This window comes from Synechococcus sp. OH2, assembly GCF_047462155.1.
Lineage (GTDB): Bacteria > Cyanobacteriota > Cyanobacteriia > Thermostichales > Thermostichaceae > Thermostichus.
In genome coordinates, this window is sequence record NZ_JANSIR010000077.1 from 1 (window position 1) to 21,153 (window position 21,153).

The window sequence follows — 21,153 nt, forward strand, 5'->3', positions numbered from 1 at the left end:
GCCTTACGTTGAGGAGAACCTGGGGATGGGGCTCAATCCACAGCTTGGATCTCGCCGCTGCTGAGGCGCTCCACAACCAATTCCAGCAGCTCGTGCTCTTCTGGGGAAATCTCTTGATCAGCCATGACGGCATTGAGGATCTGCTGTTGTTCAGCGCGGGTTAGGACCTTATCTGCCAAGGCCCGGTCAATCAAAGCTCTGAGCTCAGAGGGTTGAGGGGATTGCACTGTTTTGCTCCTAGCGCTCGAGGGCAAGGGATCCCATAATGATTTCTGGATCCAAGATGCAACAGATAGCAGCACACCTGTCAGTATAGCGAGACAGTGGTGGAACCCCAGGTATCCCCAAAAACCCAGAGCTTCCAACCGGTGGGGGTGATCGGCGGCGGGCAGTTGGCGCAGATGTTGGCTTTGGCGGCCCGCCCCTTGGGGATCCCGCTGATCGTGCAGGCCGCTGCCCCCACCGATCCGGCGGTGGCAGTAGCCGACGGTGTGGTCTGGGGTGCTGTGACAGACACTCAGGCCACAGCCCAGTTGCTGCAACGCTGCCCGGTGGTAACTTTTGAGAACGAGTTCATCCCGCTGCCGGAGCTGCGCAAGTTGGATCCGCAGGGATCCCGCTTTCGCCCTCGCCTGAGCACCCTAGAGCCGCTGCTGGACAAGTTGCACCAACGGCAGTTCTTGGCGGAGTTGGGGGTGCCGGTGCCGGCCTTTTGCCCTGCGGAGACGGCAGACCTATCTGGGTTGGGCTTTCCGGTGGTGCTCAAGCGGCGGCGGCAGGGCTACGATGGCCAGGGCACCCGCATCCTGCCCGACCGAGCAACCTTGCAACAGGCCCTGGCCGAGTATGCCGGGATCCCGCTGCTGCTGGAAGAGTGGATCCCGTTTGAGCGGGAGCTGGCGGTGATCGTGGCCCGCGGGCTGGCGGGGGAGATCCAACTCTACCCGGTGGTGGAAACTGTGCAGATCGAGCAGGTCTGCCGCTATGTGCTGGCGCCCGCCCGCATTCCCCCGACTGTCGAGGCCGAGATTCGCGACCTGGCGGTCAAGGTGATGGACAAGTTGAACGCGGTGGGTGTGTTCGCCATCGAGCTCTTCTGGGTGCCGCCGCCCCACCCCAAGGCCGGGATCTGGATCAACGAGATCTCACCGCGGGTTCACAACTCCGGCCACTACACCCTGGAAGCCTGCCACACCTCGCAATTTGAGCAACATCTGCGCGCTATCCTCGGCCTCCCCTTGGGGGATCCCTCTCTCAAGTGTGGGGGAGCAGTGATGGTGAACCTCTTGGGTTATGAGCACTCCAGCAGTGACTATGCCCAAAAGCGGCAGCGCCTGGCGGGGATCCCCAATGCCACGCTGCACTGGTACCACAAAACCCCTGCCCGCCCCGGGCGCAAGCTGGGCCATGTCACGGTCTGTCTACCCCATCCTCCTTCTCCTGCGGAAGCGGCAGACCTTGTCCATACCCTCGAAGCCCTCTGGTATCCCCAGCCATGGATCCCACCTTTTCTCCTGCCATCCAAGCCCTGATCGCGGCCCTGCAACGGCGGGATGTGCCGGCGGTGGCGCAGCAGGTCAACGGACTCTCTCCCCAAGAGCGCTCCGCGGTGTTGACCCCCGCTCTCCAATACCTTGCTGAGGTGGATCCCGACAGCGCCCGCTGGTTTGTTCGCCACCTCATGGCCCCTGCCGTCAAAGCCCAACTGCGAGCAGGGATCCTCAAAGCCGCCCAAGATTACCTACAAGAGGCCGGCTTCCAAGAAGGGATCGACTACGAGCTCAAGCCCCATCCCCAATCGGGGGGCCAGATCTTGAGCCTTAGCCGCCGAGCCCTGCCCTACGCCGCCCCGGATGACGATCCCTTTGGGCAGTTGTTGCTATCGGAGTTCTGCGAATTGCGGGACTAGACCACCATGAGCGGTACGAGTTATCGGCTGCAGGTGCTCGACATCACCGCCCTGCCCCAATTGCTGGAGCTAGATCGACGCTGCTACGGCGGACACTGGGGGGAACAGGGGTATCGCGCAGAGCTGGAACGGCCCACCAGCACGGTGATTGGGGTTGTGGCGGAACCGGTTGCCGTTGGCGCTTCCTGTGGCTCGGGCCGAACAGAGTTCTCCCTTCCCTCCCCAGACCTCGCGACGCCGACGCAAACAGCACCAGCGCTGGTGGGCTTTGGCATCCTCTGGCGCATCGAAGAAGAAGGCCACATCATCTCGCTGGCGGTGGATCCCGGTCACCGGCGACAAGGCTTGGGCCGCAGGATCCTAGAAGCGCTCCTAGACCAAGCTAGGGCAGCAGGCTGTCGCTGGGCCACGTTGGAAGTGAGGGCTTCCAACCACGCCGCCATCCACCTCTATGAATCGGCAGGGTTTCAATTGCTGGGACGCCGCAAGGGCTATTACAACAACGGAGAAGATGGGCTGGTGTATTGGAAGAAACCGATTTAAGCTTAGGAAAAACCAACACTAAAGAACTGCAAAAGTTTTCCCCTATACACCTAAACCTTAAATTTTCTTGGGCAGCACCCCTGCAGCTTGGCTCAACCCTTGCCACCCATGGATAGATGTAAAGCTTTGTTTCAAGACCCGCCGTTTCTTTTGACATTTGAGGCTTTCTCCCAGACAAACCCAGCTTGCCCAAGGAAGCACTTCAGGCTAACCTACTTTTATCATTTGTCCATCCTGAGCATTTCAGGCTGTGAGGGTAATTATGGACACCCCTGTAAACACTTTTAGAGATGAGACTGTCTCTTTTTTTGTCAATCTTTGGTCCAGGCTTGTCGATTTTATGCCCAATCTGCTGGCGGCGGTTTTCATCCTAATTCTGGGTTGGTTCGTGGCCACGGCGGTGGCCTTCGGCGTTCGGGGGCTGCTCAAGCGGACGCAGCTCGATAACCGCCTGGCTGCTTGGATTATGGGCCAAAAGCCTGGGGAGAAGCTGCCGCAAACGGAGCGTTGGGTGGCCGCTGCTGTTTACTGGATCATCCTGGCTTTTGTGTTGGTGGCGGTGCTGAATGCCCTACAGCTCCAGGCCGTCTCCGATCCGCTCAATCGGTTTTTAGGCGAAATCTTTGTCTATCTGCCGCGGCTGGGTGGAGCCCTGGTGCTGCTGGTGGTGGGCTGGACGGTGGCCACGGTTGCCCGCCTAGCGGTCATTCGGGGGCTGCGGCGCTTTAACTTGGACGAGCGGCTGGCTCAGCCTCTCCAACAGGAGAGCGCTGCCGGTGAGGTGGGTACAGAAGGAACGGCTGCCAAGTCAGAGGGGGGGGCTGAGGTCACCCCATTTCTCTTAAATGAAGCTCTGGGTGACGCTCTCTACTGGTTGGTTCTGCTGTTCTTTTTGCCGCTCATTCTGGATACGCTGAACCTGCGGGGGCCGCTGCAGCCGGTGCAAAACCTGCTGGATCAAATCCTATCGATGGTGCCGCGCATTTTGGGAGCGCTCATCATCGGTGGGGTGGGTTGGTTTTTGGCCCGCATTGTGCGCGGCCTCATCTCGAATTTGCTGGCGGCAGCAGGAGCCAACCGCTTGGGGGCCCGCTTTGGCATTCCCCAGTTGGCCCAGATTGTCGGGACGGTGGCCTACATCTTGGTGTTGATCCCGGCGGTGATTGCGGCTCTCAATGCTCTGGAAATCCGGGCCATCTCGGATCCGGCGGTGGCGATGCTGGAGCAGGTGTTGCGGGCCATTCCCCGAATGGCAGGATCGGCTCTGATTCTGGCCGTCTTTTACTGGCTGGGGCAGTTTTTGGCGGGCTTGGTGACCCAGTTGCTGCAGGCGGTGGGCTTCGACCGCTTGGCTGCTGGCCTGGGCTTGCCCTTGGCCCCTGCTCCTGAAGCGCCTGCCGCTGAAGGGGAGTTGGTGAAGCGGCGCACCCCCTCTGAAATTGCCGGCCTGGTGGTCTGGGTGGGCGTGGTCTTGTTCGGGGCGGTGCCGGCGGTGGAGCTGTTGCAGTTTGCTGCTTTAACCGACATCGTAGAGGGGCTGTTGCTGATTTCTGGGCGGGTGCTCATCGGCGCCTTGGTGTTCGGGATCGGCCTTTACCTGGCCAATTTGGCCCATTCCATGATCAAGAGCTTGGGCAACCCCTCTGCAGGCGTGCTGGCGCAGGCGGCGCGGGTGGCCATCTTGGTTTTCGTCGGCGCCATGGCCTTACAACAGATGGGTGTAGCCACCGACATTGTGGTGCTAGCTTTTGGCCTAGTGCTGGGCGCGATTGCCGTGGCTGTGGCTTTGGCTTTTGGTTTGGGAGGTCGCGATATGGCTGCCGAGCAGATCCGGCAGTGGCTGAAGCGGGAGTGAAAAGGCCAAATCTGCTAGAGGAATTGCTCTTCCTACCCAAAGAGAGCAGCGCTTCTTAAGGAGTGGCCATGCCACCCATCCGATGGCCCCCTCAAGGTTAACCCTGTTTTGCTTGCAAATGTACCCCGCCTGGCAAAACGCTCGGCGGGGTCTTGATTTAATTAATTAAGTTGAGACTTTTTGCTTTGGGTTTAAGCTGCCTCCGAAACTTTGGCCTCTTCTGGCGTTGCTTCCTGCACCACGATCTTGCCCCGGAACACCACATAGTTGTAGATGTTGTAGGACAAAATAACCGGGATCAAAAAGCCAATAAAGGTGAGCATAAACACCAGTGAACTGGGAGAAGCTGCCGCCTCGTAGATGGTGACGCTGGGAGGAATAATGTTGGGGAAAACCATAAACCCCAGGCCGATAAAAGAAAGGGCAAAGATTAAAAAAGTGTAAACCAAAACGCTATTTTCTTCTCGCCGCCGCAGGCTGCGCAGCAACAGAGCCACCAACAAAAGTCCCAAAACGGGGATGGCAGCAAAGATATAGAAAAGAGGAGGCGAGAAAAGCTGAGCGCGCGCCTGCTCCGACATGATGGGGGTGCTGATGGTGATAAACACTGCCCCCAGCAACGTTGTCCAGGTGGCAATGGTTGCTGTCTTGTAGTAGGTTTTCTGCAGCTCGCCGGTGGTCTTAACGATCAGATAGGCCGAGCCGATTAACACGTAGCCCTGGATCAAGGTAAGAGCCACCAACACTGTGCGCCAGGTCAGCCAATCCCAAGGGCTGCCGGCAAAGTGGCCGGCTTCGTCGACGCGGATCCCTTCGAAGACACTGCCCAAGGCAAACCCCTGGCCCAAGGCCGCCAAAAAGCTGCCCACCCCGAAGGCGAGGTTCCACACCAGCTTGTTGTCGGCGTTCTCCCGAAACTCGAAAGAGACAGCCCGCAAGATCAGGCCCACCACCATGATCACCAGCGGAATGTAGAGAGCGTTGAGAATGGTGGCGTAGGCAAGGGGAAAGGCTCCAAATAAGGATCCCCCCATCAACACCAGCCAGGTCTCGTTGGCATCCCAGACATTGCCCAGGCTGGTCATGAGAATGCTGCGGCGGGTCTCGCTAGAAGCCGTCAGGGAGAGGATGCCAACCCCCAAGTCAAATCCATCTAGCAGAACATAAAGGAAGAGAAAGAGACCGAGGATAAAAAACCAGACTTGCGGTAAAAACTGCTGTAAAGGCTCGAAAGATTCCATCGTCGTTCTCTGTAGTTTATTTCCGACCAGTTCGAGACATGATCCCCCTCACCCCCAACCCCTCTCCCTCTGGGAGAGGGGAGTTGGAAATCGACAAGTGGCTTGGCTGCTGTTGGATGAGGAGCCTGCGGTGTTGTCTGGGTTCTGTTAGGGCTGCACCGGTGCTAGCGAGCTTCTGCAGGACGGCGATCCGGCTCGTGGCGGGCAGGCTCGATCACGATCACCGGCTGGGTTGCCGGAACGGGGGCAGGCAGCTCCAGGTCAGGCCCTCTGCGGATGATGCGGCTGCCAAAGTAAAGGGCAGCCACGAAAAACACCGTATACAAAGCAGTCAGGCCGACCAAAGAAAACAGCACCTCTCCCGGCGGCAGCGGCGAAACGGATTCCGCGGTGCGCAGTTGTCCATACACAATCCAGGGCTGCCGGCCAACACAGCGGACAATCCAGCCAGCCTCGACGGCAATGTATCCTAGGGGGCCAGCAAAGACCCAGGCCCACATCAGCCACTTCTGCTGGGAGAGGGCCTCCGCGGACAGCTTGCCCCTCAACCATTGGATCAAGGTAACCCCCACAAGCCCGGCCAGAAACAGACCAATGGCCACCATTGTCCTAAAGGAGTAGTAGATGAGGCCAATCATGTGAGGACGATTTTGGGGATCCCAAGCTTTCAGGCCCTGCACCGGTCGATCCAGCCTGGGCTTAAACTCCAGCAGATAGCCCAGCGCACCGGGGATCTTCACCTCCCACTCGTTGCGCTCTTCTCGGTCGTTGGGCAGGGCTAGCAGGCTCCAATCGGCTCGTTCGCCGGCAGGGATCGTCTCCCACTGGGCCTCCATGGCCGCCAGCTTGGCCGGTTGATAGCGATACACTTGCTCCGCGCTCAAGTGGCCGATAAACACCTGCAAAGGGGCCACCACCAGAGCCATTGCCAAGACCACTTTGAGGGAACGGGAAAAAAACTCGCTGTGCCGCCGCTTGAGAATGTACCAGGCGCTGATGCCACCAATTACAAACAAAGAGGTCTCCAAAGTGGCAAAAAACATGTGCAGAAAGCTATTAACCATGAAGGGATTGACAATGGCTTGCAGGTAGTCGCGCACCACAAACTTTCCATTGACAAATACTCCCCCTGCCGGCGTCTGTAGCCAAGAGTTGGCCGTCAGGATCCAAAAGGTAGAGAGGTTGGCGCCGAAGGCCACCAGGATTGTCGAGATCCAGTGAATCACCGGCGGCACCCGCTCCCAGCCAAAGAGCATGATCCCCAAAAAGCTGGCCTCCAGCATAAAGGCCATCGTGCCCTCAAACCCAAGAACGGTTCCAAAGAAGTCGCCCACCGCCTCAGAAAAAGGGGCCCAGTTCATGCCAAATTGAAAGGCCATCGGCAACCCTGAGGCCACGCCGATACCAAAGTTCAACACATAGATCTTTGACCAGAAACGAGCGTGGCGATAGTAATCTAGATTGCGAGTTTTCAGCCAAAGGCCCTCTATAACAACAAGATAAATAGCCAGTCCCGTTGTTAAAACCGGCCATAGCATATGGAAAATGGCCGTGAGGGCAAACTGTAGTCGAGAAAGCGCGACGGTGTCTAGAAACATGATTGGCACCCAGTTTGGATGGATAAACTCAACTTTTCCCAACCCTCTCTGCTGCAGTTTGTGCAGGCACGCCTCTAGGTATGTTCGCTGCAGACATCCGTACCCATTTGGATGAGGTCGGGAAGGCTATCTTTTTTGTTCCTCCTAGGATTGCATCTTGACCAGGATCAGCGATGGGCTGCTCGACTCTAAAGGTTAACTTTAGGATCCTGAGAGAAGGGGTTTTCTTCGTGTAAAGCAGACTACAGGATAAAGAGGGTTGCGAACTCGGCAGCCTGGGGATCCGCAATCCCGAAATGGCCCGTTGAGGGGCGGGGATAACGCCATGCAAATTTTCCTCAGGGCCTGCCAGAATTGGGATCCCGGCTTGTTGGAGATCCCAGTTGGCAGTGGGGGGTGGAAGATGTCGTTTGTCCCGCTGGTGCGCTTTCTCGCCCAATCCGGCTTGGTACAAGAGTTGGCCGCCCGCTTGAGATCGCGGCGACAGGCAGCCATTCAAGGGGCAGGGCGGATCGCCAAGGGGTTGATGGCCTCGGCTTTGGCCCAGCAGGAGGGGAGATCCCTGCTGGTGGTGACTGCCACTTTGGAAGAAGCAGGCCGCTGGACGGCGCAACTGGAGGGCATGGGCTGGGAGAGCGTGTACCTTTATCCCACTTCTGAGGCTTCCCCCTATGAGCCGTTTGACCTGGAGCCGGAGCTGGTGTGGGGACAATTGCAGGTGCTGGCCGATTGTCTCCAGGGCAGAAAGGGCATGGCCGTTGTGGCCACGGAGCGGGCCCTGCAACCCCATCTTCCCCCCCCAGAGGTGTTTCAGGCCTTCTGCCTCAAGCTGGAACCTGGCCTGGAGCTGTCGCCGCAGCAGTTGGGGCAGCAGTTGGCCCGGCTGGGCTACCAGCGGGTAAGCCTGGTGGAAAGCGAGGGGCAGTGGAGCCAAAGGGGCGATATTCTCGACATTTTCCCGGTGGCCTGCGAGTGGCCGGTGCGCCTGGAGTGGTTTGGCAATGAGCTGGAACGGCTGCGGGAGTTCGACCCGGTAAGCCAGCGCTCCCAAGATGGGATCCCTTCTGTCTGGCTGACCCCCACCGGCTATGGGCCCATGCTCTGGCCAGCGCTGCAGGAAAAGATGGAGCAGCTCTCCCCCGCCCTGCGGCAGCAGGGATCGCCTCCCCCAGAAGGCCTGCGCCGTTTTCTCGGCCTGCTCTACGATCCACCGGCCAACCTGCTGAGCTACTTGGATCCCAATACCTTGATCCTGATCGACGAGCCGGAGCAGTGCCAGGCCCACAGCCGGCAGTGGCTAGCCCACGCCGAGGAGCAGTGGCAGCTGGCCCAGGCTGCTGAGCCGGCTCTAGTGCCCTTCCACCGCCCCTTTGATCTTGAGGCCGCTGAGTGGGATCCCTTCCCCCGCCTGTTGGCCCGTGCCTTTGCCCCTGCTGGCGAGGGGGAAGCTGTCCTCGACCTCAAAAGCCGGCCTGTCCCTGCCACTCCCCACCAGTTTGGATCCCTGGCCAAAACCCTGCGCGAGTACCGCAAGCAACACTTGCAGGTGTGGATCCTCTCCGCCCAGCCCTCCCGCACCGTGGCTCTGCTGCAGGAACACGACTGCCCGGCCCAGTACGTGCCCAACCCCAAAGATTTTCCGACTATCGAGCGCCAGCTCCAGTCCTACACGCCGGTGGCCCTGAAGTACTCCGGCCTAGCGGATCTGGAGGGGTTTCTCCTGCCCACGCTGGGGTGGGTGGTGCTGACCGACCGCGAGTTTTTCGGCCAGCACAGCCTGGCCAGCCCCACCTATGTGCGCAAGCGCCGCCAGGCCAGCTCCCGCCAGGTGGATCCCAACCTGCTCAAGCCGGGGGATTTTGTTGTTCACAGGGCCCATGGCATTGGCCAGTTCCTGCGGCTGGAAAGCCTCACCATCGGCGGCGAAACCCGAGAATATCTGGTCATTCAATACAGCGATGGCCTGCTGCGGGTGGCTGCCGACCAGGTCAACTCCCTCTCCCGCTACCGGGCTAGCGGTGATGGCCCCCCCGCGCTGCACAAAATGTCAGGCAGCACCTGGGAAAAGACCAAGCAAAAAGTTAAAAAGAGCCTGCAAAAAGTGGCCCTTGACCTGTTGGAACTCTATGCCAAGCGTGCCCAACAGGAGGGCTATGCCTTCCCGCCCGATTCTCCTTGGCAACAGGAGCTGGAAGACTCTTTTCCCTATCCTCTGACACCGGATCAAATTCGCGCCGTCCAGGAGATCAAGCGGGATATGGAGTCTCCCCGCCCCATGGATCGGCTGCTGTGCGGGGATGTGGGGTTTGGCAAAACGGAAGTGGCTATCCGTGCCATTTTTAAAGCCGTAACCGCCGGCAAACAAGTAGCTCTTTTGGCGCCAACCACCATTCTCACCCAGCAGCACTACCACACTCTCAAAGAGCGCTTTGCCCCCTATCCCATTCAAGTGGGCTTACTCAACCGCTTCCGCACTCCCGACGAGAAAAAAGAGATCCTGGCCCGCCTCAAAAGTGGTGAACTGGATGTCATTGTGGGCACCCACCAGCTTTTAGGCAAGGATGTACAGTTTCGCGATTTGGGCCTTTTGGTCATTGACGAAGAACAGCGCTTTGGTGTCAACCAAAAAGAGAAAATTAAACTCCTCAAAACCCAGGTGGATGTGCTCACCCTTACGGCTACTCCTATTCCCCGCACGCTGTATATGGCCTTGTCGGGGTTGAGGGAAATGAGCTTGATCCAAACTCCCCCGCCCTCGCGGCGCCCGATTAAAACTCACCTCTCCCCCTACAATCCTGAGGTCATTCGCACGGCTATCCGCCAAGAGTTGGATCGCGGCGGGCAAGTCTTTTATGTTGTCAACCGCATTGAAGGGATCGAAGAGACCAGTGCCAAATTGCGGGAGTGGGTGCCCGGCGCCCGCATTGCCATTGCCCATGGGCAAATGCCGGAAGGAGAGCTGGAAGCGACGATGCTGGCTTTTAACAACGGGGAAATCGATATCCTGGTCTGCACCACCATTATTGAGTCGGGTTTGGATATTCCCCGTGTCAACACCATTTTGATCGAAAATGCCCAGGAGTTTGGGCTGGCTCAGCTTTACCAATTGCGAGGGCGGGTGGGCCGGGCTGGGATCCAAGCCCATGCTTGGCTGTTCTACCGAGAAGATGGCATCCTCACCGAAGAGGCCCGCAAACGCCTGCAGGCCATTCAGGAATTTACCCAACTGGGATCTGGGTATCAATTGGCGATGCGGGATATGGAGATTCGCGGCATTGGCAACCTGTTGGGCACGCAGCAATCGGGGCAGGTCAATGCTGTGGGCTTCGATCTTTATTTGGAGATGCTGCAAGAGGCCATTCGCGAAATTCGTGGCCAAGAGATCCCGCAGGTGGAAGATACGCAAATCGACCTCAATGTCACCGCCATGATCCCGCAAAGCTATATCCCCGACGAAGATCAAAAGATGCAGGCCTATCGCCAATTGGCTGCTGCCGGCTCTCGGGTCGAGCTGTTGCAAATTGCCCAGGAATGGCAGGATCGCTTTGGCCCCCTGCCCAGGCCTACTCAGGAGCTGCTGCGGGTGATGGAGCTGAAGATTTTGGCCCGCAGGCTGGGCTTTTCCCGTATCAGGCCGGCCAAGGAGCATGTCCTTTTGGAAACTCCCATGGAGGAGCCCGCCTGGAACCGCCTCAAGGAAGCGCTGCCCACTCACCTACAGCCTCGCTTTGTTTACCAGCCGGGCAAGGTGACGGTGCGGGGCCTGGGGATGGTGCCTGCGGCGCAGCAACTGGAGAACCTTTTGCAGTGGCTGGACAAAATGAGCTTAGCCCTGAGCCGGATAGAGGCCGGGATCCCAACAGCCACTTAGTCCTGGCTGCGGGGCGGAGTTGGGCTTCGGCTGGGAGAAACTGGGAGGGGTGCCCGGCCTTCCTCGGGTTAGACTTTCGCACTCGCTGTTGCCTTGCATTTGCGTCATCTGAATGCGCGGGATACCCCACCGTCTATACGGCGAGGAAGGATAGTGCCTAACATACTCAGCATGACCCAAGTTCTGACTATCTCTTGCAAGCTCAAGGTGTCTGCGTCGCAAGCCACAAAGCTGGATGCAACCAAGGCTCCGGCTCGCTGGCGCGAGTGGTAACTATCAGCGTGGCATGTTGACAGGTTCTCATCTCAAAGTAGCCACGTTGGTCAAACGCCAAGATGGTTCCTACTCCATCCAGATTGGCGTGGAATCTGAGGTGCCGGAACCCCAAAACACCGGCAAGGTCATCGGTGTAGACTTGGGCAGGACAGATATTGCCCACACATAAGGATTCCGTCCCGCTGACGCGAGCAGAGGGTGACAACTGGAATGGACAGCAGTTGAACCAGGAAAAAGACCCCTACTCCCAGTTGAGGGCGGTTCTCCAGCGTAAAGCCAGTCAGGGCACACATAGTTCTCGGCCCAGGTGCCGTCAACTGCTGCAACGGCTGTCTGGTAGGAAGAGACGCTTTCAAGCTTGGGTGAATTACTGCATCTTCAAAGCCATTGTTTCTAGGGCCAAAGCTGCCTGTAGCACCATTGCCCTGGAAGACTTGGCTGGGATGAGGTCTCTGGCCCGCTGACGCGGGCGGGAGCGTGTCAACCAGCAGCTGCGCAGCAAGCCAGAGCAGCGGCGGTCGAATAGTTGGGCGTTCTACCCGTTGAGGCAGTTTGTGCGCTACAAGGCAGTAAGAGCAGGAGTCAAGGTTGTGGTGGTTCCGCCTGCCTACACTTCGCAGACCTGTCACCGGTGCTTGTGGCTTGGTCAGCGGGAAGGGAAGCGTTTTCGCTGTGTCAACCCGGCTTGTGGTTGGGAAGGGGATGGAGATTTTAACGCTGCCACTCGCGTTAGCGGGACGGAGTTCTTGTGAGCGAGCTTCAGGGCTACTAAAAACCCCATCCGCCTACGCGGTGGGGTAGTTCATGGAGAAAAGTGCGTCATGATGCGCATTTCTATTCAGCCGGAGAGCAGGATCCCTGGCTCTGTCCAGCTCTTCAACTTGCTCTGTTTTGGCATTGCCTGCGGGCAATTTCCTCCCGGCTATCGCCTGCCCAGCACCCGTCAATTGGCCATGCAAACGGGCCTGCACCGCAACACCATCCACAAGGTTTACCACCAACTGGAGGCCATGGGTCTGGTGGAAACGCGCGCTGGATCTGGCATTTACGTCAGCGGCTCCGCCCGCCAGGCGGTTAACCGCTCTTCTTGTAGTCTGGGCGAAAACCTGGATCGATCCCAACAAGCCCTGCAGCAGGTGCGCCAGGGCATCGATCAGCTTCAGCAACAGGGCTTTTCTCTGGAGCAGGTGCGGGATCTGCTGCTGGCGGAGATCGACTGGCGGTTGCGCTGCAGTGCCCAAGTGCTGGTGTGCGTGCCCAATCGGGATCTGGGCACAGGACAACTGATGGCCCAACAAATCCAACAGACTTTGGGCATCCGGGTGCAGTTGGTGCCCCTAGAGGATCTGGCCGCCGTGCTGGATCAAATCCATTCCGGCACTGTGGTGACGCTCCACTATTTTCTCAGCGCCGTCGAGGCCATTGCCCAGCCGCGGGGGGCCCGTGTTCTCCCGGTGGAGGTATCTGACTACGCCCGCGAAATTGCCCTGATCCGCCAATTGCCTCCCCACGCCTGTCTAGGGCTGGTGAGCATCAGCACCGCCCTCCTGGAAGTTGCCGAGGTGATTGTCCACAGCCTGCGGGGAGACCTGCTGGTGCTGACGGCGGTGATTTCCGATGCCGAGCGGGTGGGATCCCTAATCCGCCGTGCCCACACCCTCATCTGCGACGAGGCCAGCTACCCCACCCTGCGCGCCCTAGTGCGCCAAGCCCGCCCCGACCTGATCCGCACGCCCCACCTGGTCTGCACCGCCCCCCACATCGGAGAAGCAGCCATGGCCGAGCTGCGACGGGAATTGGGCGGGATCCCATGAGCAGCAAGGGCGAGAAAACGCCTTAAGTCAGTCTTGTTGCAAGCAGGCCATTTCGCGGATGACGGGCTGTGCAATGGTGTGCTTAAGTGGAAATACGGTAAAAGCCACCCTAATCTGATCCATCGCTAGTCAGTCTTTACACGTATGGTGATCCTCGACTACACCTCCGCCGATCGCGACCATGTGGCGGTGACACGGGAAGGTTTCTGGGAAGCCATCAGCTTCCAGGGCCATTTTTACGTCTTTAACCGCAGCTTTTCTCGGCTGCAGGACGCCATCGACAGTTGCCGCTACGACATGGATCGCGGCTCCCTGATCAGCATTGTGGTGGTGCGATCCCAGAGCTACGAGGTGTGGTCGCAGGTGGGATCCGACATTCCCGTCTTGCCAAAGCCCCTCTTGAGCCCCACGGCCAGGGACTCTGTCTTGCCAGCGCGTATGGCTCCATCTTTGCCCAAACGTCCTTCCTGGTCGTTCTGGCACTGGGGATGCAAGGCTTATGGGGTCGAGGACGAACCGGCTGCACCGCGGCCCCTGTTCCACCACACCGCCCGGCCCTACAACGCTCTACAGGCTTAAGCCGGAATGGGTCGCGTTTTCTAGAGAACAGGATGGCTGCACGTGCAAATTGAGATCCGGCTCTTCCACCAGCAAGGGCACCCGCTCGGCCACTTCCAGGCCAAATCCTTTCAAGCCGCTGATGTGGCGAGAGGTGTTGCTGATCAAGCGCATTTGGCGCACCCCCACATCGCGTAGGATCTGGGCGCCAATGCCGTAATCCCGCAGATCCATCGCTGCTGGCGGCGCGGTTTCAGCTAGCCCCAGATCCTGCAGGGCATAGGACTGAATTTGCCGGATGAGGCTAAGCTCCTGCTCTTGCCGGCGCAGGTACACCAGCACCCCCTTGCCCTGGTGGTCGATCATCTTCAGGGCGGCGGTCAATTGGCGGCGGCAGTCGCAGCGCAGGGATCCCAGCGCATCCCCCAGGGGGCATTCCACATGCACGCGCACCAGGACGGGCTCGGCGGCAAATTGGGTCGGATCCCCCTTCACCAGCGCCAGGTGCTCCACCTGGTTGAGGGTGTCGCGGTAGCCGTAGACCTGAAACCGGCCAAACTCCGTCGGCAAGGTGGCAGTAGCCCCCCGATGCACCAGCCGTTCGGTGCGCAGGCGGTACTCGATCAGATGGGCGATGGTGATGATCTTCAGATTGTGCTGGCGGGCATAGTCGATCAACTGGGGCAGGCGGGCCATCGAGCCATCCGGGTTTTGGATCTCGCAGATCACCCCTGCCGGGTACAGCCCCGCCAGCAGCGCCAGATCCACCGCCGCTTCCGTGTGGCCGGCCCGTTTGAGTACCCCACCCTCCCGCGCCCGCAGCGGAAAGACATGCCCAGGGCGACGCAGATCTTCCGGTCGCGTATGGGGGTGGATGGCCGCCTGGATGGTCCGAGCGCGATCGGCAGCGGAAATGCCCGTCGAAACCCCTAACTCTGGCCCGGCGTCGATGCTGACGGTAAAGGCAGTCTGGTTGCTGTCGGTGTTTTGCCCCACCATCAGCGGGATCTTCAGCTCGTCCAGACGGGATCCCTGCATGGCTAGACAAATGAGGCCCCGCCCATGGGTGGCCATGAAGTTGATCACCTCTGGCGTGGCAAACTGGGCAGCACAGATCAGATCCCCTTCGTTTTCCCGATTTTCGTCATCGACCACGATGACCATGCGGCCACACTTGAGGTCTTCCAGGGCTTCGGGGATGGAGTGAAAGATGGTTTCTGTCTCTGCCGGCAAAGTGGCACTCATGGAAAAAGGGACGCAAAAGGGAGATATTGGGCACAGCCGGTTCTGGGCAGCGGAGCCATCATATCCTGGACCAGGGATCCGGAAGTTGTCTCAGTACTTGGGAATCGAGGGATCGTAAGCCTCAGCCCAGGCGAGGATGCCACCGCGTAGATTTTTCCCCTCGATCCCGGCAGTTTGTAGGATCTTCAAGGCCTTGGCCGAGCGCACTCCACTCTTGCAGTGGACGATCAGCTCCGAGCCGTTGAGCAGCTTGCGCACCTGCTCCACCCCATCACCATTTTCGATTTGCGGCAACGGGATCAGGTGGGCGCCAGGGATCCGACCGATCTCCCACTCGTTGGGGTTGCGCACGTCGATCAACACAAAATCTTTGCCGGCATCCATCCGCGCCTTCAGCTCGGCCACACTGATCTCCGGGATCTCCGCTTGGCTAGCTTGCGCTTGCGGGATCCCGCAGAACTGCTCGTAGTCGATAAGTTGAGTGATGGGCGGGGTGGCGGGGTTTTTGCGCAGCTTTAGCTCGCGGAAGCTCATTTTTAGAGCATCGTAGAGCAGCAGCCGCCCGCTCAGGGTCGTGCCGATGCCCAACAGGATCTTCACAGTCTCCGTAGCTTGAATGAGGCCGATGATGCCGGGCAGGATCCCCAGCACTCCCCCCTCGGCACAGGAGGGAACCAGCCCCGGTGGGGGTGGCTCGGGGTAGAGATCGCGGTAGTTGGGCCCATCCTCGTAGTTGAAGACCGTCGCCTGCCCTTCAAAGCGGAAGATCGAGCCGTAGACATTGGGCTTGCCCGTCAGCACACAGGCATCGTTGACCAGGTAGCGGGTGGGAAAATTATCGGTACCGTCCACGATCACGTCGTAGTTGGCAAACAGCTCCAGGGCGTTGTGGGCCTTCAGAGCGGTGTTGTAAACGTCCACCTGGCAATAGGGGTTGATCTCCAGGATGCGATTTTTGGCCGATTCCACCTTGGGCTTGCCCACCCAGGAAGTGCCGTGGATCACCTGCCGCTGCAGGTTCGACACGTCCACCACATCGAAATCGACGATGCCGATCCGCCCCACGCCGGCTGCCGCCAAGTACAACAACAGGGGCGAGCCGAGGCCGCCTGTGCCGATGCAGAGCACCTTGCCTGCTTTCAGCCGCTTCTGCCCCTCCAGGCCCACCTCCGGCAGGATCAAATGGCGAGAAAACCGCTCCATCTCCTCGCGGGAGAGGCTGACTTGGCTGGTGTCTAGGTGCAACATAGTCAAAACCCTCCGGCAATGGCAGGAACGATGCTGATGGTGGCTTTCTCTCCCACAGGAGTGTCGTCGCCTTGGGCCAAAGTGCGCACATCCTCGTCGTTGAGGTAAACGTTGACGAAATTGCGCAACTTGCCGTCTTCGGTGTAGAGGTGGCGCTTTAGCTCGCCATAGCGGGCGATCAGATTGCGCATTACTTCGCCAACGCTGTTGCCCTCGATCTCGACAGCTTCCAGGTTGTCGGTGTAGGGACGCAAGGGGGAGGGAATCAGGACTTTGGTTGCCATGGGAGTTCGGGGAAGGGTTCTAGCGATCTGGTTGATCTACACCTTGAGGTTCTGAGCTGAACTATTCCAAGTGTCACCTCATCAAGTTCAGAGTACCGCTTTTTCCGACAACCCTCACCACAGTCATTGCCCAACAGGGATCCCAAAGCTTCTCAGCCATAAGCCTCACTTTTGGAGGGAAGGTTGGCGGGAAAACAGCAGTCAGCTCCGCCCAGGCTCTAGCCAGCCCGAGCCACAAGCGAGGGCAGAGATTTGTCTTCCCAAATCTGCATCGGCTCCCGTTGGGGCTGCTCCTGCTTATCCAAAATCCAGCTTGCCACCTCCTCTGCCTTGCCCTCGCGCACGCTAACAATCACGCAGGAAAAGCCCCAAGGAAAAGCGTGCTGCCGGTCGAACTCCGAAGGAACAGCCGCGTGGTTGGGGTGGGAATGGTAGGTGCCCAGGATCCCCAGGCCTTTGCGCATGGCATGGTCGTTGGCCCGCTTGAAATCCGCCGGGTCGATCAAGAAGCGGCGGCGGCTGGATTCCCCGTCTGCCAAGGGGTTTTCGGCTTGATCCCAGGTGTTGGCCACTGCCCAGAGTTCATGGACGATCTTGTCCGATCCCTTGAGCTCGCCGATCAAAATACCGCAGCCCTCGTAGGGAAAGGCTTGCTCGCCATGCTGGCGGATGGCGCGAAGATGCTCTGCCGAGAGGTAAAGGGCCATGAATCTCGCTTTTGCCGATGGAGTTACCGTTCTTTCATTTTGACACGAAAAGAGGCTTGCTAGCCTCCTACTTAGGTCCGGGCAGAGCCCTGGGCTGATGAACTGGGGAACTGCGCAGAGTCCCTAGCGCTCCGGGAAAACAGCCATGCCGTTGCCTTGGCGTTTAGCCAGCCGGTCGGCAGGGGGAGTGGCAAAGGTTGACCGGAGATAGGATCCCTTATCTTGCCGCCGGTCTTCCTTTGGCATCAGTGGGAGTGTAAACCCAGCGCAACCTGGGGATACGGTAGGATGCAGAAGTCCATCTGAACAGATTTGGATGCGGCAAACTAACCGGGAACATTAGGGTGACGAGCCGGCAGCGGAGGAACAAGCGGAGAATAGTGGGGGCAGCCCTGGCAGGGCCCTTGCGGGTTGACGGCACAGCGCAACCAAGCCGACTGGGCGCTGAAAACACAGGAGGGATCCCCTAGCGGCTGGCCGAATTCACCGGCCCGTTGGCGGCGCAGCAGTACCACTTGTCGTCGCCAATCCTGCAAAAAGCGGCTGTAGGCACGTTCCCGCCAGCGACGCTTGGCCGCATGTTCCGAGACATAGGCAGTGAGGTTATCCAACATGGAACAGTCACCCAGGGAGTAAGGCCAACAGGCTGGGGGTCGCGTTGGATCAGTCTAGATCCTCAGGATGGCACACTCTGGCAAGAGAGGGAGAAATTGCAGAAGAATTGCAAACTCTCCCTACCTTACTGAGGATGAAGCACCACTTTGCCAACTGGAGGGCGGGGCGGCAGCATGGGCAAGGTGATTGGTTTGAGCCGAAAAACTAGCGGAGCAAGCTGCCGGCTAGTGGGCAGGGGGATAAGCCGCCTATGATGGTATGGTGCAGGCTGGCTCCGACTTATAGCGAAGTTGCAGCGAGCCCACGGGGAAAGAAGTAAGTCGCCAGGGGATCCCTGCAGGCTTGCTTTCGAGACGTGAGTTGAGGTTGTGATGACGGATACCTCTGGGTCAGAGCAATGGAAAGGCTTGAAAGCCATCTCTGAGAGTTCTCCCCTCTCCCTTCCGGATCACCTGATCCGAGCTACGGCGGCAGAAGGCAAGATCCGCGTGGTGGGCTTAGTGTCCACCCAGGCAGTCCAGGAAGCGCGGGAGCGGCACAAGCTCTCCTACGTGGCGACAGTGGCGCTGGGGCGGGCCATGAGTGCAGCCCTGTTGCTGGCAGCTAACCTGAAGCGACGCCAGGCGCGGATCAACCTGCAACTGAAGGGAAATGGCCCCTTGGGCAGCATCTATGTAGATGCCGGCATGGACGGCACGGTACGCGGCTATGTGAGCAACCCTGCCGTTGAACTTCCTCTCACCCCTGAGAGCAAGTTAGATGTGGGTCAGGCCGTTGGGCGTTACGGCTATTTGCATGTGCTGCGGGACTTGGGCTACGGCCAGCCTTACACCAGTGCTGTGGAACTGGTTTCAGGGGAGGTGGGAGACGATATCAGCTACTACCTCTCCTCCTCGGAGCAGATCCCCTCGGCAGTTCTTTTGGGGGTCAACCTCGATTCCCAGCGGGTGCGCGCCGCCGGTGGAGTGTTGATGCAGCTCATGCCGGGAGCACCAGCCAGTCTGATCCCGGAGATGGAGGCCCGTTTGGCCAAAGTAGAGGAATTCAGTCCAATGCTGGCCTACGGCGGCGGTTTGCTGGAGCTGTTGCAAATTTGTCTGGGCGACCTGGATCTGAAGATCACGCCGGAGGTGCGCACCATCCGCTTCTATTGCCAGTGCAACTCCGACCGGGTGAAGGGGGCGTTGCGTATGTTGGGGCGGGACGAGCTCATCGACATGATCCGTACTGATAAGGGAGCAGAGGCGGTTTGCCAGTTCTGTAACGAGGTCTATCGCATCTCGGAGGACGAGCTGCGCTCGATTGTGGCAGAGATGTCGGCAAACCCATAGCACCCCCCCCCTGATGGCAGAATAATCGCCAGCTACGGGATCCCTGTTCTTCTGTCATCCTCCTATGTCCTCTGCGCCTGCTCCCCCTGAGCTCTCGGTTGTCATCCCCTGCAAAAATGAGGCGGAGAACCTGGATCACCTGTTCGAGCGCCTGCGCCTAACCTTGGATCCATTGGGGATCCCCTACGAGATCATCTGTGTCAACGACGGCAGCCAGGACGACACGCTGGAAAAGCTTATTGCCTTCCATCGCCAGGATCCCCGCATCAAGGTGGTGAACCTCTCCCGCTGTTTTGGCAAGGAAATTGCCCTTACCGCCGGCTTGGACTACGCTGCGGGCAGAGCCGTTGTTCCCATCGATGCCGACCTGCAGGATCCCCCAGAGTTGATCCCGGAAATGCTGCAGCAGTGGCGGCAGGGCTACCAGGTGGTGTACGCTGTGCGCCGCAGCCGCCAAGGGGAAAGCTGGCTAAAACGCTTCACCGCCAATGGGTTTTATTGGGTCATTGACCAGCTCAGCCAGGTGCGGATCCCGCGCAATACAGGAGATTTTCGGCTGTTGGATCGGCAGGTGGTAGACGCCATCAAGCAACTGCGGGAGCGCACTCGCTTTATGAAAGGGATCTTTGCCTGGGTAGGCTACCGGCAGGTGGCCATTTTTTACGACCGCGCCCCCCGTTTTCGCGGCAAAACCCAGTGGAACTACTGGCGGCTGTGGAACCTAGCCATAGAAGGCATCACCTCTTTTAGCTCTTGGCCCTTGCGGGTGTGGAGCTATCTGGGCTTGGCGATCTCGCTAGCGGCTCTGCTGTATGGCCTTTTCCTCGTCATTCGTACTTTGCTGTTTGGCTCCGATGTGCCCGGCTACGCCTCTTTGGCGGTGATGACCTTGTTTTTGGGCGGGATCCAGTTGATTAGCCTGGGCGTGATTGGAGAGTATCTGGGCCGCGTTTTTGAAGAGGTGAAAGGCCGGCCACTCTACCTAGTCCAAGGCACCTTTGGGTTCGAGAGCGCACGAGCTTCCCCTGCTCCAGAATTAGATCCAATGTCTACGCAAAAGCTGGGATAAAAAGTCATTTTTCCCAATCCCAGTTTTTGAGAGTTTTGTGTCCCGAAGCAGCATATTCTCGGTACTCGCGCACAAAGATCTCCTGCATCTGAGCCTGGGATAGCTGGATCCCTTGGATTTCGGCGCGGGCGATGGCCTTCATCAGCTCGATATAGGCCAGGCCAAGGGAAAGGGTCAGGGTAGCCGCTGTGGTGGACTGAATGATGCCGCCTGCCAGGGATCCCGCGCCGGGGATCAACTTCAGCAGGTTTGAGACAATGGCCCGCCCAGTGACTACTGCGCCCCCAATTCCCGCCAAAGACGCCATCAAAGAGTAGTAAAAAGAAGGGGAGGCTTTATAGCCAAAGATAAAGCTGATATTGGCAATCATGCCCACTTGTGCTGCTGCCAGTAGAGGGGCATCGGCAAAAGGAAGAGGTGCGGCGCCGATGAACGCTGCGCTGGCCACATAGCCCGATACATACTTAAAAGCAGCATCGGCCTTGAGATCCACCCGCAGCAATTGCTGGCGGATAAAGGCAAGGCGGGCTACCTCTGGCAGCAGCTCCGAGGTGCAGCCGATTAGGTGCTCTAGCCCGTGGGCGGGGATGGTGAGTTGCCGGTTAATGACCTTGTCCTTAGCCAAAAGAGGAACAATGTAGCGAACAGGGAGATTTTGGCGCTGCAAGTACTGAAAAAACTCGCTCTCTTCGGGATTGGGATATTCCAGGCATTGGGTCAAGACTAAGATGACCGGTACATCTTTGAGTTCTAACTCTCTCAGCCACTCACGCTCGGTTTCCTCCAGCCGCTTCAGTTCGTGGTGGATGCAATACCAAACAATGTGAATGTGATGTTCGGGATCCTTGAGGCGCAGCTCGTCGATCAGTTGGGACACCTCGAGGCGGATCTGGATATTCTGGTCTCCCGCCAATTCCATGCCAGGTGTATCGTAGATGGTGATTGGGCAGCCTTGCTTGGAATATTGGCGAATGTGGCGGGGAACAGGG

Annotated in this window: 17 protein-coding genes and 2 pseudogenes; 10 read left to right on the top strand and 9 right to left on the bottom strand. The window is 58.8% G+C overall.

What is annotated here, in order from left to right; all coding sequences use genetic code 11:
- Positions 1-32: 32 nt before the first annotated feature.
- Positions 33-227 (bottom strand): hypothetical protein, encoded by a 195-nt coding sequence (locus NW835_RS06470; RefSeq protein WP_414377048.1) that lies wholly within the window; start codon positions 225-227, stop codon positions 33-35.
- 99 nt (positions 228-326) lie between these two features.
- On the opposite strand from NW835_RS06470, the gene NW835_RS06475 reads away from it, so the two are divergent.
- The 4 genes from NW835_RS06475 (at position 327) to NW835_RS06490 (ending at position 4,307) form a co-directional block, all read left to right on the top strand.
- Positions 327-1,532, top strand: coding sequence for a 5-(carboxyamino)imidazole ribonucleotide synthase (locus tag NW835_RS06475; protein WP_414414834.1), 1,206 nt, complete (start codon positions 327-329; stop codon positions 1,530-1,532).
- Complete coding sequence (locus NW835_RS06480; protein ID WP_414333945.1) at positions 1,496-1,909, top strand: hypothetical protein; 414 nt, start codon at positions 1,496-1,498, stop codon at positions 1,907-1,909. Before NW835_RS06475 ends, NW835_RS06480 begins: the two co-directional genes overlap by 37 nt.
- A 6-nt stretch (positions 1,910-1,915) precedes the next feature.
- Positions 1,916-2,452 carry a ribosomal protein S18-alanine N-acetyltransferase gene (rimI, locus tag NW835_RS06485; RefSeq protein ID WP_414414835.1) on the top strand — a complete coding sequence of 179 codons (537 nt, stop codon included), beginning with the start codon at positions 1,916-1,918 and terminating at the stop codon, positions 2,450-2,452.
- A gap of 340 nt (positions 2,453-2,792) precedes the next feature.
- Entirely contained in the window at positions 2,793-4,307 is a 1,515-nt protein-coding gene (locus NW835_RS06490; RefSeq protein WP_414414836.1) for a mechanosensitive ion channel, read from the top strand.
- A gap of 191 nt (positions 4,308-4,498) precedes the next feature.
- On the opposite strand, the gene cydB is transcribed toward NW835_RS06490, so the two are convergent.
- Positions 4,499-5,548: a cytochrome d ubiquinol oxidase subunit II gene (cydB, locus tag NW835_RS06495; RefSeq protein WP_414365090.1), complete on the bottom strand. Its 1,050-nt coding sequence runs from the start codon at positions 5,546-5,548 to the stop codon at positions 4,499-4,501.
- A 164-nt stretch (positions 5,549-5,712) separates the two neighbouring features.
- Positions 5,713-7,146 (bottom strand): cytochrome ubiquinol oxidase subunit I, encoded by a 1,434-nt coding sequence (locus NW835_RS06500; RefSeq protein WP_414414837.1) that lies wholly within the window; start codon positions 7,144-7,146, stop codon positions 5,713-5,715.
- A 403-nt stretch (positions 7,147-7,549) separates the two neighbouring features.
- On the opposite strand from NW835_RS06500, the gene mfd reads away from it, so the two are divergent.
- The 4 genes and pseudogenes from mfd (at position 7,550) to NW835_RS06520 (ending at position 13,686) form a co-directional block, all read left to right on the top strand.
- Positions 7,550-11,017: a transcription-repair coupling factor gene (mfd, locus tag NW835_RS06505; RefSeq protein WP_414414852.1), complete on the top strand. Its 3,468-nt coding sequence runs from the start codon at positions 7,550-7,552 to the stop codon at positions 11,015-11,017.
- 235 nt (positions 11,018-11,252) lie between these two features.
- Positions 11,253-12,027 (top strand): annotated as a pseudogene (locus NW835_RS06510) (RNA-guided endonuclease TnpB family protein); the annotation flags it as partial.
- Between the two features lie 87 nt (positions 12,028-12,114).
- Positions 12,115-13,107, top strand: coding sequence for a GntR family transcriptional regulator (locus NW835_RS06515; RefSeq protein ID WP_414370850.1), 993 nt, complete (start codon positions 12,115-12,117; stop codon positions 13,105-13,107).
- 144 nt (positions 13,108-13,251) lie between these two features.
- Positions 13,252-13,686: a hypothetical protein gene (locus NW835_RS06520; protein WP_414377038.1), complete on the top strand. Its 435-nt coding sequence runs from the start codon at positions 13,252-13,254 to the stop codon at positions 13,684-13,686.
- 42 nt (positions 13,687-13,728) lie between these two features.
- Here the strand turns inward: NW835_RS06520 and ribB are convergent.
- The 5 genes and pseudogenes from ribB to NW835_RS06545 form a co-directional block, all read right to left on the bottom strand.
- Positions 13,729-14,877: pseudogene (gene ribB / locus NW835_RS06525) on the bottom strand (3,4-dihydroxy-2-butanone-4-phosphate synthase); the annotation flags it as partial.
- A gap of 123 nt (positions 14,878-15,000) precedes the next feature.
- Positions 15,001-16,158 carry a molybdopterin-synthase adenylyltransferase MoeB gene (moeB, locus tag NW835_RS06530; protein WP_414365096.1) on the bottom strand — a complete coding sequence of 386 codons (1,158 nt, stop codon included), beginning with the start codon at positions 16,156-16,158 and terminating at the stop codon, positions 15,001-15,003.
- A 2-nt stretch (positions 16,159-16,160) separates the two neighbouring features.
- The gene (locus tag NW835_RS06535) at positions 16,161-16,442 is read right to left on the bottom strand and encodes a MoaD/ThiS family protein (protein WP_414377036.1); all 282 of its coding nucleotides are present in this window, start codon (positions 16,440-16,442) and stop codon (positions 16,161-16,163) included.
- A 218-nt stretch (positions 16,443-16,660) separates the two neighbouring features.
- A complete protein-coding gene (locus tag NW835_RS06540; RefSeq protein ID WP_414377034.1) occupies positions 16,661-17,149 on the bottom strand; it encodes a M67 family metallopeptidase in 489 nt (162 codons plus the stop codon).
- A gap of 326 nt (positions 17,150-17,475) precedes the next feature.
- Positions 17,476-17,763, bottom strand: a complete 288-nt coding sequence (locus tag NW835_RS06545; RefSeq protein WP_414365101.1) for a DUF6464 family protein — start codon at positions 17,761-17,763, stop codon at positions 17,476-17,478.
- Between the two features lie 372 nt (positions 17,764-18,135).
- Between NW835_RS06545 and hslO the strand changes: the two genes are divergently transcribed.
- Together hslO and NW835_RS06555 are read left to right on the top strand one after the other, a co-directional pair.
- Positions 18,136-19,095: an Hsp33 family molecular chaperone HslO gene (gene hslO / locus NW835_RS06550; RefSeq protein WP_414414838.1), complete on the top strand. Its 960-nt coding sequence runs from the start codon at positions 18,136-18,138 to the stop codon at positions 19,093-19,095.
- 64 nt (positions 19,096-19,159) lie between these two features.
- Positions 19,160-20,164, top strand: a complete 1,005-nt coding sequence (locus NW835_RS06555) for a glycosyltransferase family 2 protein (protein WP_414414839.1) — start codon at positions 19,160-19,162, stop codon at positions 20,162-20,164.
- Between the two features lie 4 nt (positions 20,165-20,168).
- Here NW835_RS06555 and NW835_RS06560 read toward each other — a convergent pair.
- Positions 20,169-21,153, bottom strand: a 985-nt coding sequence (locus tag NW835_RS06560; RefSeq protein ID WP_414414840.1) for a YcjF family protein, incomplete at its 5' end; no start/stop codon positions are given.

Bases quoted from the DNA above. Each gene is read 5' to 3' on its own strand.
- NW835_RS06480 (WP_414333945.1), top strand. From the start codon at position 1,496: ATGGATCCCACCTTTTCTCCTGCCATCCAAGCCCTGATCGCGGCCCTG.
- rimI (WP_414414835.1), top strand. From the start codon at position 1,916: ATGAGCGGTACGAGTTATCGGCTGCAGGTGCTCGACATCACCGCCCTG.
- NW835_RS06490 (WP_414414836.1), top strand. From the start codon at position 2,793: ATGCCCAATCTGCTGGCGGCGGTTTTCATCCTAATTCTGGGTTGGTTC.
- cydB (WP_414365090.1), bottom strand. From the start codon at position 5,548: ATGGAATCTTTCGAGCCTTTACAGCAGTTTTTACCGCAAGTCTGGTTT.
- NW835_RS06500 (WP_414414837.1), bottom strand. From the start codon at position 7,146: ATGTTTCTAGACACCGTCGCGCTTTCTCGACTACAGTTTGCCCTCACG.
- mfd (WP_414414852.1), top strand. From the start codon at position 7,550: ATGTCGTTTGTCCCGCTGGTGCGCTTTCTCGCCCAATCCGGCTTGGTA.
- NW835_RS06515 (WP_414370850.1), top strand. From the start codon at position 12,115: ATGATGCGCATTTCTATTCAGCCGGAGAGCAGGATCCCTGGCTCTGTC.
- NW835_RS06520 (WP_414377038.1), top strand. From the start codon at position 13,252: ATGGTGATCCTCGACTACACCTCCGCCGATCGCGACCATGTGGCGGTG.
- moeB (WP_414365096.1), bottom strand. From the start codon at position 16,158: ATGTTGCACCTAGACACCAGCCAAGTCAGCCTCTCCCGCGAGGAGATG.
- NW835_RS06535 (WP_414377036.1), bottom strand. From the start codon at position 16,442: ATGGCAACCAAAGTCCTGATTCCCTCCCCCTTGCGTCCCTACACCGAC.
- NW835_RS06540 (WP_414377034.1), bottom strand. From the start codon at position 17,149: ATGGCCCTTTACCTCTCGGCAGAGCATCTTCGCGCCATCCGCCAGCAT.
- NW835_RS06545 (WP_414365101.1), bottom strand. From the start codon at position 17,763: ATGTTGGATAACCTCACTGCCTATGTCTCGGAACATGCGGCCAAGCGT.
- hslO (WP_414414838.1), top strand. From the start codon at position 18,136: ATGACGGATACCTCTGGGTCAGAGCAATGGAAAGGCTTGAAAGCCATC.
- NW835_RS06555 (WP_414414839.1), top strand. From the start codon at position 19,160: ATGTCCTCTGCGCCTGCTCCCCCTGAGCTCTCGGTTGTCATCCCCTGC.